Annotated in this window: 13 protein-coding genes and 1 other RNA gene; 4 read left to right on the top strand and 10 right to left on the bottom strand. The window is 41.8% G+C overall.

Going from position 1 to position 15,910, the window contains the following annotated elements:
* Positions 1 to 80: 80 nt before the first annotated feature.
* From MTF64_RS04100 to MTF64_RS04085, 4 genes are all read right to left on the bottom strand, one after another.
* A complete protein-coding gene (locus MTF64_RS04100) occupies positions 81 to 371 on the bottom strand; it encodes a type II toxin-antitoxin system RelE/ParE family toxin (protein WP_064386099.1) in 291 nt (96 codons plus the stop codon).
* Complete coding sequence (locus tag MTF64_RS04095; RefSeq protein ID WP_004586953.1) at positions 361 to 612, bottom strand: type II toxin-antitoxin system Phd/YefM family antitoxin; 252 nt, start codon at positions 610 to 612, stop codon at positions 361 to 363. The genes MTF64_RS04100 and MTF64_RS04095 overlap by 11 nt, the downstream gene beginning before the upstream one ends.
* Positions 613 to 695: 83 nt before the next feature.
* Positions 696 to 1,778, bottom strand: coding sequence for an RDD family protein (locus tag MTF64_RS04090; RefSeq protein ID WP_248450670.1), 1,083 nt, complete (start codon positions 1,776 to 1,778; stop codon positions 696 to 698).
* Positions 1,779 to 1,963: 185 nt separating this feature from the next.
* Positions 1,964 to 3,049 (bottom strand): alkene reductase, encoded by a 1,086-nt coding sequence (locus tag MTF64_RS04085; protein WP_004586951.1) that lies wholly within the window; start codon positions 3,047 to 3,049, stop codon positions 1,964 to 1,966.
* A gap of 217 nt (positions 3,050 to 3,266) precedes the next feature.
* Between MTF64_RS04085 and zigA the strand changes: the two genes are divergently transcribed.
* Together zigA and MTF64_RS04075 are read left to right on the top strand one after the other, a co-directional pair.
* Positions 3,267 to 4,466, top strand: a complete 1,200-nt coding sequence (gene zigA, locus MTF64_RS04080; RefSeq protein WP_248450669.1) for a zinc metallochaperone GTPase ZigA — start codon at positions 3,267 to 3,269, stop codon at positions 4,464 to 4,466.
* A complete protein-coding gene (locus MTF64_RS04075) occupies positions 4,466 to 5,155 on the top strand; it encodes a DUF1826 domain-containing protein (RefSeq protein WP_248450668.1) in 690 nt (229 codons plus the stop codon). The genes zigA and MTF64_RS04075 overlap by 1 nt, the downstream gene beginning before the upstream one ends.
* Here the strand turns inward: MTF64_RS04075 and MTF64_RS04070 are convergent.
* The 3 genes from MTF64_RS04070 to MTF64_RS04060 form a co-directional block, all read right to left on the bottom strand.
* Complete coding sequence (locus MTF64_RS04070) at positions 5,152 to 7,941, bottom strand: response regulator (protein ID WP_248450666.1); 2,790 nt, start codon at positions 7,939 to 7,941, stop codon at positions 5,152 to 5,154. The genes MTF64_RS04075 and MTF64_RS04070 overlap by 4 nt on opposite strands.
* Before the next feature lie 560 nt (positions 7,942 to 8,501).
* An RNA gene (gene ffs, locus MTF64_RS04065) (signal recognition particle sRNA small type) lies at positions 8,502 to 8,598 on the bottom strand.
* 138 nt (positions 8,599 to 8,736) lie between these two features.
* On the bottom strand, positions 8,737 to 9,612 hold the full coding sequence (locus tag MTF64_RS04060; protein ID WP_248450664.1) for a DUF3014 domain-containing protein: 876 nt from the start codon (positions 9,610 to 9,612) through the stop codon (positions 8,737 to 8,739).
* A 221-nt stretch (positions 9,613 to 9,833) separates the two neighbouring features.
* On the opposite strand from MTF64_RS04060, the gene MTF64_RS04055 reads away from it, so the two are divergent.
* A complete protein-coding gene (locus tag MTF64_RS04055) occupies positions 9,834 to 10,979 on the top strand; it encodes a patatin-like phospholipase family protein (protein WP_004586945.1) in 1,146 nt (381 codons plus the stop codon).
* Between the two features lie 145 nt (positions 10,980 to 11,124).
* Here the strand turns inward: MTF64_RS04055 and MTF64_RS04050 are convergent, their stop codons facing one another.
* Positions 11,125 to 13,098, bottom strand: a complete 1,974-nt coding sequence (locus MTF64_RS04050) for a monovalent cation:proton antiporter-2 (CPA2) family protein (RefSeq protein ID WP_248450662.1) — start codon at positions 13,096 to 13,098, stop codon at positions 11,125 to 11,127.
* Between the two features lie 133 nt (positions 13,099 to 13,231).
* Between MTF64_RS04050 and MTF64_RS04045 the strand changes: the two genes are divergently transcribed.
* Positions 13,232 to 14,128 (top strand): GGDEF domain-containing protein, encoded by an 897-nt coding sequence (locus tag MTF64_RS04045; protein ID WP_024033826.1) that lies wholly within the window; start codon positions 13,232 to 13,234, stop codon positions 14,126 to 14,128.
* A 67-nt stretch (positions 14,129 to 14,195) separates the two neighbouring features.
* Here the strand turns inward: MTF64_RS04045 and MTF64_RS04040 are convergent, their stop codons facing one another.
* Entirely contained in the window at positions 14,196 to 14,534 is a 339-nt protein-coding gene (locus MTF64_RS04040) for a hypothetical protein (RefSeq protein WP_248450661.1), read from the bottom strand.
* On the bottom strand, positions 14,535 to 15,839 hold the full coding sequence (gene tilS, locus MTF64_RS04035; RefSeq protein WP_248450659.1) for a tRNA lysidine(34) synthetase TilS: 1,305 nt from the start codon (positions 15,837 to 15,839) through the stop codon (positions 14,535 to 14,537).
* Between the last annotated feature and the right edge of the window lie 71 nt (positions 15,840 to 15,910).

Raw genomic sequence — 15,910 nt, 5'->3', positions numbered from 1 at the left:
CCTTGTATTAAATTAATAGCTAACCGAGAAGAAACGCCCGCCCTTCTTTCAACAATCAAAACACCGATTTTATTGATAAGCTATTCCTTAGCTCTTGAGGCTAACTTTTTATATATTGCATCTTTATCGCGTTTACCAATTGCGAGTACATACACCACAACTTCGTCATCAATAACTTCGTAAGCAAGGCGATACCCTGCCGTACGCAATTTTATTTTATAAACATTATCAAAGCCGCGTAATTTAGAGGCTGGGACATGCGGATTATCTAAGCGCTCAGCAAGTTTCTTTTTAAACTGGCTTTTAAGTGGTGGCGCAAGTTTTTCCCACTCTTTTAAGGCTGCTGGTAAAAACTTTAACTTATAAGTCATCTATACTAACTTCAACCGCTTGAGATAAATCGCCTCTGCGGCTCTCAACAACTTTAGTTAGTTCATAATCATCCAATTGTTCCATAAGTTGCTCATACATTTGTGCAGGCACCAAGTAAGCTGCAGGCTTATTATGATTTAATATGGCTATTGCAGCGCCATCAGCTTCATTTAAAAGCGCGGTTGGGTTTTTTTTAAGTTCTGAAATACTTGCCGAACAATCAGCTAAAACCTGTCTCATATAACACCTATAAAGAACTAAATTAAGACCTTATTTTAGCCCTTTTTTTATCTAAAGCTATATATTTTATAATTGCTTATTTTCTAAGTAGTTTTTAAAGTCTCTTCTACCGTTTGTGCATTTACAACCTGGTTCACACTGCCCTGAATAACCACTGTCGCTGATATTTTATCTTGAATAGCTTGCCTGTTTGGGTCCCAGTACACTTGTAAAAAGCCTAATAAACCTGTTGCAAAACCGGCGCCGTACCCGCCGTATCTGCCAAAACAATCAAGCATATCTAGTGGCTCGCCATTTAGTGAGACCACCCGAATATTACATACTTTTTTACCTGGAGTTTGTCCGCGCCATAATAACGAGAACAACGTAAAGTATACGGCTGCCCAACCAAAACCAAGGCCTAGGTCTTGAATAATGCCTTTACCCCACTGCAAAATGCTGGTGACAGGTTTGGTTTGCTCGCTTTTAGTTTCAGCTTTTTCAGTGATATTGCTTTTATGAGTTACTTCGTCCGAAATGCTTTCTCGCTCTGTCTCATTATTTTTAAAATCATCTGCCGCAACAGGCTCATCATCAGCTATAGCCATTAAGTGTAATAACGTGCGCGTAACTTCAATCCCTCCAACGTCCTCAATTTCAGCAAGCGCTGGTAATTGGCTAACTAAATTAGCACGAGCAACGCTTTGGCAAGCATCATCGCAGTTTTTATCGTCGTCTGTTTGCGTTAAATAGGTGCGTATTATTGCTTTATCATGCTCGCTTAGCTCATCGTTTTGCTGTGCTTTTTCTAGTTGAGGTGTTTGTATAGCAGTATCGCCTTCAAAAAAATCAATCGCTAACGAGAGTACAGTTAGTGAACTTACAAATAAAAAGCTCGCGGCAAAAAGCTTTAAGGCTCTGCGCCAAAACGACGACATTTTTGGAAGATATTGCTGCGCAGTGCCTTTATAAAAAGCCATGGCAGCCACAAAGGCTATTAAAGTGGCGCTTAGCTTAGCGGCCATAAATATTAAAGTGACATCAATAGTCATCGCCAATGCACGTTTAACTGGGCTCGCTAATGGAAGACCTAATAACGCTTGGTCAATTTTAAAGGCATACGGGGTGATCACGTCTTTGGTTTCAGAGTCTGATAATGCGAGTTGCTCTATCTCTTTGGTTTTCATTTTTATTTTTATGTTTTTAAAATGGGTAAGCTATTTAACTTACGCGCTTTTTATTGTTATATCAATCCGCTTAATTAAGTGATCTATTTTGAGAATTGGTATTAGCTCAAGTTAAAAGTATTGATTTACCAGCATAAAAAAGGGCTGCATACATGCAGCCCTTAAAATACTTTATTTATAAATAATTAAGCGGTTGGGTAATCGGTATAGCCTTGCTCTGCACCACCAAATAAGGTGTCGGGGTTGTGGCTATTTAGCGGTTTACCTTGCTCTAAACGTGCTGGTAAATCTGGGTTAGACACAAACGGGCGACCAAAGCCAATCATGTCGGCCCAGCCTTGTGCTAGGGCTTCATCGGCACGTTCTTTAGTGTACTTACCTGCATAAATTAATACGCCGCTGTACGCTTTACGAATAGCCTGTTTAAATTCAACGCTCATTAAAGGGGCATCATCCCAGTCGGCTTCAGCAATGTGCATGTAGCCCACGCCAGCGTCGTTTAGTGCTTGAGCAACGGCTAAATATGTTTGCTCTGGGTTATCATCAACCGTGCCGTTAAGCGTGGTAAGTGGTGCAAGCCTTACACCTACTTTTTGACTACCAATTTCATCGCTTACTGCATTTACAACTTCTGTTAAAAAACGCAAACGATTTTGCACACTGCCGCCATATTCATCAGTACGGGCATTTGATTGCGAGTCTAAAAATTGGTTAATTAAATACCCATTAGCGGCGTGTAGCTCTATGCCATCAAAGCCCGCGTCTACTGCATTTTTAGCCGCTTGGCGAAATTCGCCTAGTACATTTTCAATATCTTGCTTGCTCATTTCGCGCGGTAACTGAGTATCTACAAAGCCAGGTTCGCCGTTTGTATCTACAAATACTTTTACGTCTTTTGCAGCAATGGCCGATGCCGATATTGGCTGCACACCGCCTGTGTTATCGCTGTGAGTTACGCGCCCTACATGCCAAAGCTGCGCAAACATAACGCCACCAGCATCGTGCACTTTGTTGGTCACCGTGCGCCAACCTGCTACTTGCTCGTTTGTGTAAATACCTGGTGTCCAGGCATAGCCTTTACCCAGCTCACTTATTTGCGTGCCTTCGCTTACTATTAACCCAGCACTTGCCCGCTGCGCATAATAAGTGGCCATTAAATCATTGGCAATGTCGCCGGGCTGCGTTGAGCGCGAGCGAGTCATTGGTGGCATAACAATACGGTTTTTTAAAGTTTTACCTGCAAGTTCTATTGGTGAGAAAAGTAACGTCATAATGCCTCCTAAGTTTGATGGCGCTCATAATAGCGCAGCTATATAAATTCAAAAATAGCAAAAAACACAAAATAGCTTTGTTGTATTTGCAAAAGTGTCTACTTATTCTTCTGCTGAGCATTACATACAAACTATTTAAAAAAGTGATGCTAGTGCTAGAAAATTTAATTGATACAATATAACATACCAATAAATACCTATTAGTAAGTAAAATTAAATGATAAATAAACTGCCCGTCACAGTGTTATCAGGCTTTTTAGGCTCAGGTAAAACAACCGTACTTAGCCATATTCTTAATAACCGACAAGGAAAAAAAGTGGCTGTTATAGTCAACGATATGAGCGAGATAAACATAGATGCAGCCACAATTAAAAACGATGTGTCGCTCAATCACAGCAACGAAAAACTCGTCGAAATGAGCAACGGCTGTATTTGCTGCACCCTACGAGAAGATTTACTTGTTGAAGTGGGTAAACTTGCCAAAGATGGCCGTTTTGATTATCTCGTCATTGAATCAACAGGCATTTCAGAACCTCTACCGGTTGCCGAAACATTTACCTTTGCCGACGAAAATGGTGTTTCTCTTGGTGATGTTGCCACCCTCGATACCATGGTAACCGTGGTTGATGCGGTTAACTTTTTAACCGACTACGAACAAGCAAACGATTTACAAGATACTGGCGAATCGTTAGGAAAAGACGACGAGCGAAGCGTGGCCGACCTACTTGTTGATCAAGTTGAATTTGCCGACGTTATTTTAATTAGCAAAACTGATTTAGTCACCAATGAACAGCTCAATAAGCTTATTGCCATTTTAAATACGCTTAATACTCAAGCTAAAATGATTCCTATATCAAACGGCAATATTAATATTAACGAAGTGCTCAACACGGGCTTATTTAATTTTGCACGCGCCCAACAAGCGCCGGGTTGGCTTAAAGAAATGCGTGGTGAACACATTCCCGAAACCGAAGAGTATGATATTAGCAGCTTTAATTATACGGCGCGCCGCCCATTTAACCCTGAAAAGTTTTATCACTTTTTGCACAACACCGAGCAATTTGGCAAGCTCATTCGCTCTAAAGGGTATTTTTGGCTCGCAACGCGCCCTTTATTTTGCGCGCAGTGGAGCCAAGCCGGCGGTATAGCTCATTACGGGTTTGCTGGCATGTTTTATAAAGCAATTCCTAAAAAAGACTGGCCCACAGAGCCCGAGCTACTTGCTGATATAAACAGTAAATGGATAGAGCCCTTTGGTGATATGCGCCAAGAACTTGTATTTATTGGTCAGTCGTTAAATAAACAAGCCATGATTGAGGCGCTTGATGACTGCCTACTGCCAGAAGAAGCCGTGCTTAAAGGTAAGGATTTTTGGAAAACCTATAACGACCCGTTTCCTATTTGGGAGGAAGTGTAATGAATGCCCTAGCTCCAATAACGGCGCAAATAAAACCCACTGAGCAACTCCACCGAAGAGCAGCTAAAGAACGTAACGCCAATGTATTGCCACACATTTATGATCAAAACACCAACATCGTTATTTGGCAAAGAGACCTTGAACAAGTATTAACAAATGCCGTTAATACACTCATTAGCACTAATGCCATAAAACCACTTGAGCTTGCGGTATCACCCGATGATGCGTTTGATAAGTTAGTTACTGCACTTAAACCAGATGATAATAACCGCGATGAAACTGATGCGCTGTGTAAAGACATAGCATTATTAGTTGAAATGTTTTGCTGCCTATTTGATTTAAAACGCGCCGGTTTAAGGCTAAAAATAGTAGATAAACCTATGTGCCCGCGTTTTCATGTAGACAAAATTCCGTGCCGATTAGTGACAACTTACCAAGGCGTTGCAACGCAGTGGTTAAATCACAGCGATGTAGACCGCTCAAAACTTGGAACTGGTAATTTGGGTAAGCCTGATGAAGAGTCTGGCTTATTTAAAAGCCTAAATAATATTAATCAACTCCAGCAAGGCGATGTTGCGCTACTTAAAGGCGAGTACTGGGATGAAAACGAAGGCGCAGGGCTTGTACATCGCTCGCCACCGGAGGCTGCAAACGAGCAACGCTTGTTGCTCACCCTCGATTTTATTTAAAGTTTGTTATGGTGATAAACGCTGCACGAATGCGTGTTTATCACCCTCGCGATTACTTCATACAACCCTTGTGTATTTACCGGTTTAGATACAAAGTCATCCATGCCTACACTTAAACAGCGCTGCTTGTCATCTTCATAGGCGTTTGCGGTAATAGCAACAATGGGCACATGTGCCTTTGTATTTACCTCGTTAGCCCGTATTGTTTGGGTGCACTCGTAGCCATCCATATTAGGCATTTGGCAATCCATTAAAATTAAATCAAAGCGATTACCTTCAAGTACTTTTAGCGCTTCTATGCCATCGGTTGCCATCACTAAGTTTACCTTTGTAGGCTCTAGCATTTTTGCAATTACTTGGCGGTTAATGGGGTTATCTTCAACCAGTAAAAGTGTTTTATCACTTAAATTAGGCAACGACTTCGGCTGTTTAACGGGCTCTGGTTTGTTGGACTGTGCTTTAGGTGCACTTACGTAAAATTTAAGTACGCTACCTTTGCCTGGTTCGCTGTTGAGGGTAATTTCACCCTGCATTTTTTTAATTAACCCTTGGCTAATTGCTAAACCTAACCCTGTACCACCATACTTACGTGCCACACCTACATCAGCTTGTGTAAACTCACTAAATAACAACGACTGCTGATCTTTTTCAATACCAATGCCGCTATCGGCTACGCTTATTAAAAGTTGCTCGTTTTCATAATCAAACGATAAGCGCACAAAACCGCGCTCGGTAAACTTATACGCATTAGAGAGCAAGTTAATAATGACTTGGTTTAAACGTAGGTCGTCTACTTTTACGCAATCTGGCAGCCTGTCGCTTTGACTAACAATAAACTCGACATGATCAGAACTTACAATGGGAGAAAACAACGACTTTATATTGGCAATAAACGGCGCAAGGTTAGTCGCCCTAGGGCTAATTTCCATGGCGTTAGCTTCTATTTTAGAAAAATCTAAAATATCGTTTAAAATTTTCAGTAAATTTTGTGCGCTTTTTTGCTGCGTATTTAATAGCTCTCGCTGCTCATCGGTTAATGAATCATCGCGCAATAAAACCTCTCCCATGCCTAAAATACCGTTCATAGGGGTGCGTAGCTCATGGCTCATATTGGCTAAAAATTGCGACTTAGCAACATTGGCTAAATTAGCCCTATTTACCGCTTTTTTAAGCTCGGTGGTTTGTTCTGCTACTTTGCCCTCTAGCTGCTGATTAAATTCGCTCAGCTGGGTATTTAACCCTTGGTTTCTGATATTAGAGGCTTGTAGGTTTTCTATTGAACGCTGAAGCGCATTAGCTAGTAATTCAAATTGCTGTTGTAGTTGCAATACCTCATGCCAGCTTGAGTCTGTATTAAACTTATGTGTTTTGGTTTTACCAAAGCTTTGCATTAGCGTAGTTAGGCTAGTGATTGGCTGCACTAATAAATTAGCAAGTTGGTGTATAAAAATAACCACCATAAGCATCAATATCGCACTTAACAAAATAGTGGGTAGCCAAGCTTTTGCCACCGACATACTTAAATGCTTACGATTATAAAAGGTAATAACTTGCCAGTGGTTTTGTGGATCAATGTACCTAGAGCTGTGGTACACCTCGTTTTTGGTTGAACGAAATAGGTTTTTATCACCTAAATTACTGGTATTAAAGCCCTCACCGTTAAAATGGCTCAGTATTTTAAATTCATCAAGGGAGCTAAATACCACTTTTTGCTGTGCATCTAGCACCACTAAATCGCCCGTGTACTCAAATAAGTTAGGTATAAAGCGCTCTAAGCGGTCTAACTTTAACGAGCCCTCTACCACACCATAAAACGTATTGTTACGGTATATAGGTGCCGACAGCGCCACAATGGCCTCGTTACCTAGGCCGCGACCTTGAAACACACCACTGGTATAACCCAGAGGGAACTGCTGAGCTTGGGTAAAATATGCTCGGTCTTTAACACTACGCTGCGCAAGGCTAAGCCCCTCTATTAAATCGCTGGGCGAGCTAAGCTCTACAAAGCCATCTGGGTTTGCATACAAGCTGGTGGTAAAGCCTGGAAATAACGACATTAATCGTTTGAGCTGCACATCGCTTGCAGTGCCCGCACTTATTGCGTCGCTACTCATAACAATGGCGTTTTTATGAAATGCTAAATAATCATTTAATTGCGTGCTAATAGACTCGGCTTTTTCTTTTAGTTGAGCGTTTACTTCATACTCTAAGCGCGCATGATGATCGTTTACTAAAATTACACTGGTTAGCAGTACCACTAAAATAATAATGACACTAACCACATAGCTTAAAATTTTTGCCAGAGGCCTCCCCTGATACGCACGGCTGGCGTAAGGTACAAATACACTAACTAAATCAACCACCGCCAAGCTTATTAGCGCGTTAATTAAGTACTTTGATATCGCTACTATTAGCGTTAACCAGGCCAAGCCAATAACAAATTGGCCTATAACCCATACAAAGGGTAAACCAATACATAGCCAAAATACGCTACCCAGAGGAAGAATAGGTTTAGAGCGGCGTAAGCAAAAAGCATAAAGCCAACAAAGCTCGAGTAAATACACAATACTCGGCCAACAATGGCCCCATCTATAAAGTAAAAAACCAGAAACAATGGCAAGGCTTAGGCACGCGTAACGCAGCCCAGTAAATACTAAGCTGCATAAAACAAACAATTGCCCAAACAAAAATTCGGAGCTGTCAAAAAAATACAATGGCGAGAGATTTACTAACCCGCCTAATAACCCTAATAAAACAGCGAGTGTCCACTTACTTCTTTGCGGCATTAATCAACCTTGGGGCACTTTGTTAACACTTTATATGTTAAAATTAATGTAATTTTTACATTATTACGTACAAGGCAAGGGTTGTCTAGCTGCAATAAAACAGGAACAGGTAAACATTACCCCCTGTCAAAAAGCGTGTTATGTGTTTTTACACTTACTCTTTTTATGACTGCCGCTTAAATTTAACTTAATATCCTTAAGCATAGGCTTAGCATTTGCGATTGCTAAATAGGCATTAGCTAACGCTTCTGGAGCTGCGTAATAATCTACAATAAGTATTACTGTTGAAACATTGAGTGACTGTAATTTATTCCCAAGCTCAGTAGATGTGAGTTTTGCTTTGGCGTTGCTAAATAAGTAATTTGATTTTTTACATAAATAGTAAATGTTTCATCTGCTAGTGCAGTAAACGACAATAATAAAAACAGTGTGAATGTAAAAATGAGGTAGAGCGGTAATAGTGGAAAATCGACACTCGTGATACTAAATATCTAACGGTGTTACTAAGGAATAATTTAAAAGGAATGTATTTTCACCCAAATGAGGAATTTGGGTGGCAGTCTTACCAGCCACATCTCGGCACACACGTCACAAACTGTGGCTGCTCCCTTCCGGGCCTGACCAGGTTCGCCTGCTAGTATTGCGAGAGGACCAATAAGACTACCATTGAGGGCCTTGGTTGGCGCGGGAAGGATTATCTCTACTTTTGGTGTGTTATTCAAGGGATAATCAAAAAAGAAAGTGCGATTGCATACTTCATATACAATCGCGGTTAAAAACAGCCTTTAATGCCTATTAATTACGCTCTAACTCGGCTTTAATTTTACGCAGTGCTGCTTTTACTTTTTTCATGTTTTCTGGGCCCATACGTAACAGCTGTTTTTGTGCAGCCGGTAATTGCTCCCATTCAGAAAACGCATACTGATAAGTAACCGAGTCTCGCAGTAGCGGTAACTCGCCTTCTGGCTCCGGTGTATCAAGTAATAACTCAATAGCATCTTCTAGCGTTTGATTAAATTCATCATCGCCGTAACCAATTTCACTGTACGCGTTGTTGATTAATGGCTTGTACTGCTCGTACATACGCACAGCTTGGGCGGCGCTCATGCTCGTAAATACTTTTACATACGGTGTATAGCGCTCGTAGCTGTTAGGGTCAATTGTTAAAATGTCCCCTTCGCTTACGCTAAATTCTTCTTCAGGTTTAACCACTGGCGTGTGCTTTTTAGCAATTTTGCCTTTGGCTATGTTGTCTATAAATACGACGCCACGGCGAATTACATCGTCGGTTACCATTAGGCTCATTACCGAGTCGCTTAGGTATTCATCCATTTTGGCAACCACTACGGTGTCGCTTTCATCAAGCGTTGGTAATGGCTCTACAACCGGCTCTGGCTCAGCTGGGCGCTGAGCAGGCACGCTTAGCTCAGCTGGCTTTTCAGGCTTAACTGATGGCGCATCTACCACAGGGTCGTTTTCTGGCTTTAACTCCATCACTGGCTGTTCTTTTGGTGTTTGCTCTACCTCTGTGCGAGTTTCTGGCTCGTCAGTGGGCGATAGCAGGACGAACGCAGCGGCACACACTAAAATAATTAAAATAATAACGGCGAATAAAAAATTGTTTTTAGGCGGACGTTTTTGAACATCTGACGCTTCTGGTTTATCTGACATACAAACTCCATAAATTTAAATGCATATTACTCAGAGTACGCTGAGTGGAAAAAATTCACTATCGGTAATCACTATTACTTAAATATAAGCTTTACAACATAAACCTACACTTACTAATTAGAACAACGAGCCATAGTAACTCAGTTATTCTTTGATTCTTCTAGCTTAAAGACTTAAAGTTGATAAATAAAGAAAAGACGTTAAGCAGTTCAAAAACCACTATGAAAATCCAGCAAGTTGACCCACATAAACCTAAAATAGCCCTATTACTTACAGGTGGTGGCGCTCGCGCTGCTTATCAAGTGGGCGTGCTTAAAGCGCTTGCTCATAGTATGCCCCGCACCGCGCCTTTGCCATTTAGAATTATTAACGGCACTTCTGCAGGCGCGATTAATTCTGCAGCTTTGGCCTGTTATGCCTCGTGTGCACATTTGGCCGTGCGTAAACTTGAGTCTGTTTGGAAAAACTTTTCAACGTCTATGGTCTACAAAAGCGACTTTTTAAGTGTGTTTGGCCATATTGCGCGCAATATTTTAACCAGTTTTCAGTCTGAGCACATAAACCACCCGCCAGGCAGTTTGCTAAATAACCGCCCTTTGCGCGGTTTATTAAACGAAATTTTAGACCTGCACCGCATTGAACGTAATTTACACCGTAATTATTTAGAAGCGATTTCTATTACCGCTTCAAGCTATACAACCGGTGACTCTGTTGCGTTTTTTCAGTCAAACACACAAACACCTTGGCAACGCGCCAAGCGCGAAGGTCGCCCTATGCGCATTAACGTTGAGCATTTAATGGCCTCAAGCGCCATTCCTATGGTGTTTCCAAGTGTTAATGTATTTAACCATTATTTTGGCGATGGTTCTATTCACCAGCTTTCACCGCTTAGCCCTTCTATTCATTTAGGGGCCGAAAAAATATTTATTATTGGGGTAGACCAACCAAAAGAGTCGCACCCGGCGGGTTACTCGCCCCACTACCCTGGGCTTTCTGCGGTTGCAGGGCATTTACTCGATAGTGTATTTAGCGACACCATGCAAGCCGACCTTGAGCGCCTTGAGCGTGTAAATCGCACTTTAGGGCTACTTCCGGCGCGCGACAAACATCAAGAGCTGAAACAAATAGAAACCTGTATTATTAATCCATCAAAAAACTTTAACGATATTGCCGCGCAATACTACAGCGATATGCCGTGGGCAATTAAGTTGCTGCTGCGCACAATTGGGGTAAAAAAACATTCGCAATCGAGTTTAACCAGCTATTTATTGTTTGAAAAACGCTACACTCAGCACCTAATTCAAATTGGCTATGAAGATGGCATGAAAAAACTACCCGAAATACGCCAATTTTTAGAGCTCGACTAGCTAATGTTGGCTTTTGCTAATTAAAACTTGTTCTATGGGCTATTTAATCGCAGAGTAAGCTTTGAAACCAACTGTTCCTGATAACTACCTCTGCGTTATTTTAATAACTTGCATCTATGTCAGTAAAAAACATCAAATGCATTTTTTATTCAAGCCCATCGAGTAGGTAATGCTCTACTCGCTCTACCCGCCTAGGCTTACCTTGCAATACCAGTACATCGTTTGCGCACAATGTGGTGCTGGTTGATGGGTCGTCTATTTCTTGCCCCTCTCGGCGCAAAGCTTTTACAGTCACGCGGCGTTTAGATAAGTTAAGCTCATCTATTGTTTTATCCACCGCATAGGCTTGATCTGGCAACGCAACTACGTGTAAGTATTCTAAGCGCTCAGAGGAGGTTTCTTCGTTGTCTTTAAAGTAACCGGCGTAAAAACTTTGCATAAGCGGGTAGCGATTACGGCGCTCTTTACTAACACGGCGTACAATGCGTGTCATCGGTACACCCGACATCGACAACACATGCGAAACCAACATTAAGCTTGCCTCTAACGACTCAGGCACCACCTCAGTAACCCCCAGCTCTTTTAAGTTGTTTAATTGGCTGTCGTCGCGGGTTCTTATTAGTATTTTAACGTTAGGCGCGAGTTGCTTTATGGCATCTATTACCACGTGTGCATGCTCAAGCTCTGTAAAGGTAATAATCACTAAGCGTGCTCGCTCTACCCCTGCGCACTTTAAAATATCTTTTTGTTTTACATAGCCAAATATTACTGGCTCACCTGCGGCTTTGCCCTCTTGTACTAAGATAGGGTTACTTTCTATGGCAACGTAATCTATGGCTTCGGGTTTTAGAAATCGCGCTATTGTTTGCCCTACGCGTGAAAAGCCACAAATAACCACGTGATCGTTATATAAGGTGCTACTTTTAGGCTCACTCTCCCTCGCCATACTGGGGTGATCTAAAATACCTAATTGCTTTAAAATTAGTGGGGTTTTATCAATTAAAAACGGGGTTAGCGCCATCGATAGCACCCCTAAGGCAATTAAAAACGAGGCTTGCTCTGAATTGAGCAACTCATGTTGACTTGCCAAAGCAATAAGCACAAACCCAAATTCTCCCATTTGCCACAGCATAACGCCGCAGGCTAGCGAGTCTTGATTGCGCTCATGCATTAATCTGGCACTTAATGCCAGCACGGTAATTTTTAATATTAACAAGCCAAATAACGCGCCAATAATCACAAAACCATGCGAAAGCACAAATAAAATATCGAGCTGCATCCCCACAGTTACAAAAAACAGCCCCATTAAAATATCGCGAAATGGCCTAATATCAGCCTCGAGTTGATGGCGGTAATGGCTCTCTCCTAGCATCATGCCAGCTAAAAATGCCCCAAGCGCCATTGATAAACCAAACATGTAAGTTAAAAAGCCGGCAAATAACGCCACCAAAATTGTGGTAAGCACAAACAGTTCATCGGTTCGTACCTGCGCTATTTCTTTAAATACTTTAGGCAGCACCCATTTACCAATCGCCCACAGTAATAAGCACACAAACGCGCCTTTTGTAAGCGCAAATGCCAGCGCCCAACTAATACTTTGCGAATCGCTTGAGGCAAACAGCGGCAAAATAATAAGTAAGGGCACAACGGCAATATCTTGAAACAGTAATACGCCTACCGCCAGTTGCCCACGGCGCTGGTTTAGTTCGCCAGTTTCTTTTAATAGCTTAACCACCACCGCGGTTGAAGAAAGCGCCATAATTGTGCCAATGGTAAAGCTAGTGAGTAAGCTAAAATTTAAGCAATATAAAATAATAATGAAGAGCAAGCTGGTAACACCAACTTGTAACGAGCCCAGTCCAAACACAATATTGCGCATGGCCATTAGCCGGGATATAGAAAACTCGAGCCCTAAACTAAACAGTAAAAATACGATGCCCAGCTCAGCAATAAACTCTATTTCGTGAGATTGCGCAAGCCAACCAATGCCATGGCTGCCCGCTAAAACGCCTGTTGCTAAATACGCCAAAATAGGCGGCAAGCCAATGCGCTTAAAAAACCATACAAAAAGCACCGCCGCCAATAACAAGCCAAAAATTTGAGCGTTTATACTTTGCAAATTCGGCCTCCAGCGTCAATTAAACTACGGAATGGACTTTAAATATAGCAACCATATGTTTATCAAGCAATTTTAAAATATGGCATAAAAATAGCTTAGTTATTGCAAAGTAACACCCTGGGGGAAGATTTTAATGGAAAATGTCCATATTTTGACACAACGCGTGTCTGGGCGCGGCGATTTTTTGCCGTTTTCGGCAGAGCAAACACACACAAACGAAACAGCGGCAACGCACGACTTAGTTACCGAGCTACAAACAAGCCTAGTAATAGAAGATGTATTGGCTATTTATGCAAAATTTGCCAAACAGCTACTCAACTTTTCAGGGCTGCAGTTTCAATCAACGCTCGGCACTGCACAAACCTCAGATAGCAACACGAACACTAGCCCGTACTCTTACGATTTAGCTATTGGTCGCGAGCACTTAGGACAGCTAATTTACTTTAGCCAATACCCTATTAGTAAAGCGATTGAAAACAAATTACGCGCCCTGCACAGCGCCCTTGTGTACCCACTGCGTAACGCAATGATGTACAGCCGAGTGTTAAAACTTGCTACAAAAGATGCGCTTACCGGGTTAAATAACCGTAGCCAATTTAATGACATGTTATCGCAAAAGCTCGAAAACTGCCGCCGTTACCAGCGTCCTTTTAGTTTAATGCTGCTTGATTTAGATAACTTTAAGCAAGTAAACGACAACTATGGTCATAAAGTAGGTGACGATGTTTTAAAAGAATTTTCGCAGGTACTTTGTAGCAGTATACGCGGCACCGACTCCGTGTTTAGATTTGGTGGCGATGAGTTTTCGCTGATTATTGAAGACCCCGAGTTTACAACAAACAAAGTGGTTGCTGAGCGCATTATGCACTTAGTCAGAAACTCAAGTTTAATGTCTAAATACAAAGTAACCACCAGCATTGGCTTTACCCTAGCCAATAGCCAAGATTGCGAAACAGAAATATTTGCTAGAGCCGATAAAGGCTTATATAAGGCAAAAGCCTCTGGGCGCAACTGTGCAAAAGCATATTAGTATTTATATAACTGTATTATTTATAAAAGCTTAGCTTCCCCCGCTGAGCTTTTTTATTACTGTTTAATTATTTATTAGCCAGTAATTTATAAACAAACAAGGCTGCACAAAAGCCAAAAAAGAAGCCGCTCACTAAATTAAGCAATGCTGTTATGCTTGCAAGCGGGGTAAATAACACTAAACCCAGTGGTAAACTTACGCCTAAAATAAAAAATAACCCGCCTTTACCTAACCAGTAGGCAAGCAATAATACCGCCGATACCACCCCGCCCACAACGGCATAACCCAATGTAATAATATTAAGCTCTAGTAATACATTGGCTATAACAGCTACTAACGCTGTTATTAACATGCCCATTGGCGCTTTGCTAACTAGCGATAAACCTACATGTGGCTGATCTTTCATTTATTTACACTCCCAAAAAATGCCGTTTTCGTCTTGGTGTTTTTCACTTACAAAATAACCAACAACTTGCACAAGCTCGTCGTTATAAAATATTAAAGGTACACGCTCCCTTAGCCACGGGGCTACTTTTGCATCTTTAAACCAGTGTTTAAGCGTATTGCTGCCTGGCTTTTTTAACGGCTTTATACGCGCACTATTACAATTAAAGCGCACGGTGACTTGCTCGTTTGGCAGTGGGGCACGTAGGCCTTTACCTTGTTGCTTTATTAATACGCGCCCATCATTAAGCGCAAGCTCATTGCTCGTTAGCGCTTCATCGGCTAATAGCGCGTGTGGTGTAACAAAATACAAATACTCTTGATGGCGTCGTATTTGTCCCTCGCTTAAATCAACTTGCATTTGCGCATCAGCCTGCGCATTTATGGCTTGGTTAATTATTTGCAAAAGTTGCTTTTGTGAGGGCATTACTTGGGTAAATAAGCTAAGCCACGCACGAACCACATTGGTTATGCGCACGTCGCTGTAGGTGGTTAGTTGGCTAACGCTCAGTGCTTGATGGGCGTTTATGCTTTGTTTTAAATCAAGTTCAGTGTACTCATCAAGTAGCGTTTGTTGTTGCTGTAGTAACTCAATGCTGCGCCCAGCACAGTGCTCAAAACCTTTAAAACGTTTTGCCAGTAAAGGCACTACACGTGCACGTAAAAAGTTACGATCAAAACGCTCATCGGTATTTGAGTCATCAGTTATGTGCGTAATATTAAATTCTGTGGCAAAGTGCTCTATATCACTGCGCGTTATGTTTAAAAGCGGCCTGTAGCATATTCGCCCGCTTTGTAGTTCACGCATTTTTTGCATTGCGCCTAACCCTTTTAAGCCAGAGCCGCGCTTTAACCGCAGTAAAAACGTTTCTATTTGATCGTTTAAATGCTGACCCAACAAAATAACACTGCCCGCGGGGCTTAACTCATCAAGTGCTTTGTAACGCGCCTCACGTGCCTGCGCTTCAAGGCTTGTTCGTGTTTTTGAGTTTATTGTTACCTGCGCGGCATTAAACGATATATTTAGCTCAGCGCACAAGTTTTGGCAAAAGCGCTGCCAGTCATTCGCGTATTGGCTTAAACCATGATTAACATAAATCGCGTTTACGTTTAGCTTTGGTTGCGCTTGTTTTAATAAGTGCATTATATGAAGCAATACCACCGAATCCACGCCACCCGAAAGCGCCACCGTAAAGTTATACTGCTGGTGCTTAAAAAAGTGCTCAAGGGTGTGTTTAACGTGCTGATAAATAGGTGATGCTTGCATGGATACGCTATAAATTTAATGTTTGCAGTATTTTAAAACAAAAAAGCCGCATAAGCGGCCTTTTTTAACAA

The organism is Pseudoalteromonas sp. 2CM41L, assembly GCF_023161905.1.
Classification (GTDB): Bacteria; Pseudomonadota; Gammaproteobacteria; order Enterobacterales; family Alteromonadaceae; genus Pseudoalteromonas; species Pseudoalteromonas atlantica.
This window is presented reverse-complemented; position numbering and strand designations above follow the sequence as displayed.

Coding starts and splice junctions, on each gene's coding strand:
- MTF64_RS04100 (WP_064386099.1), bottom strand. CDS start 371: ATGACTTATAAGTTAAAGTTTTTACCAGCAGCCTTAAAAGAGTGGGAA.
- MTF64_RS04095 (WP_004586953.1), bottom strand. CDS start 612: ATGAGACAGGTTTTAGCTGATTGTTCGGCAAGTATTTCAGAACTTAAA.
- MTF64_RS04090 (WP_248450670.1), bottom strand. CDS start 1,778: ATGAAAACCAAAGAGATAGAGCAACTCGCATTATCAGACTCTGAAACC.
- MTF64_RS04085 (WP_004586951.1), bottom strand. CDS start 3,049: ATGACGTTACTTTTCTCACCAATAGAACTTGCAGGTAAAACTTTAAAA.
- zigA (WP_248450669.1), top strand. CDS start 3,267: ATGATAAATAAACTGCCCGTCACAGTGTTATCAGGCTTTTTAGGCTCA.
- MTF64_RS04075 (WP_248450668.1), top strand. CDS start 4,466: ATGAATGCCCTAGCTCCAATAACGGCGCAAATAAAACCCACTGAGCAA.
- MTF64_RS04070 (WP_248450666.1), bottom strand. CDS start 7,941: ATGCCGCAAAGAAGTAAGTGGACACTCGCTGTTTTATTAGGGTTATTA.
- MTF64_RS04060 (WP_248450664.1), bottom strand. CDS start 9,612: ATGTCAGATAAACCAGAAGCGTCAGATGTTCAAAAACGTCCGCCTAAA.
- MTF64_RS04055 (WP_004586945.1), top strand. CDS start 9,834: ATGAAAATCCAGCAAGTTGACCCACATAAACCTAAAATAGCCCTATTA.
- MTF64_RS04045 (WP_024033826.1), top strand. CDS start 13,232: ATGGAAAATGTCCATATTTTGACACAACGCGTGTCTGGGCGCGGCGAT.
- MTF64_RS04040 (WP_248450661.1), bottom strand. CDS start 14,534: ATGAAAGATCAGCCACATGTAGGTTTATCGCTAGTTAGCAAAGCGCCA.
- tilS (WP_248450659.1), bottom strand. CDS start 15,839: ATGCAAGCATCACCTATTTATCAGCACGTTAAACACACCCTTGAGCAC.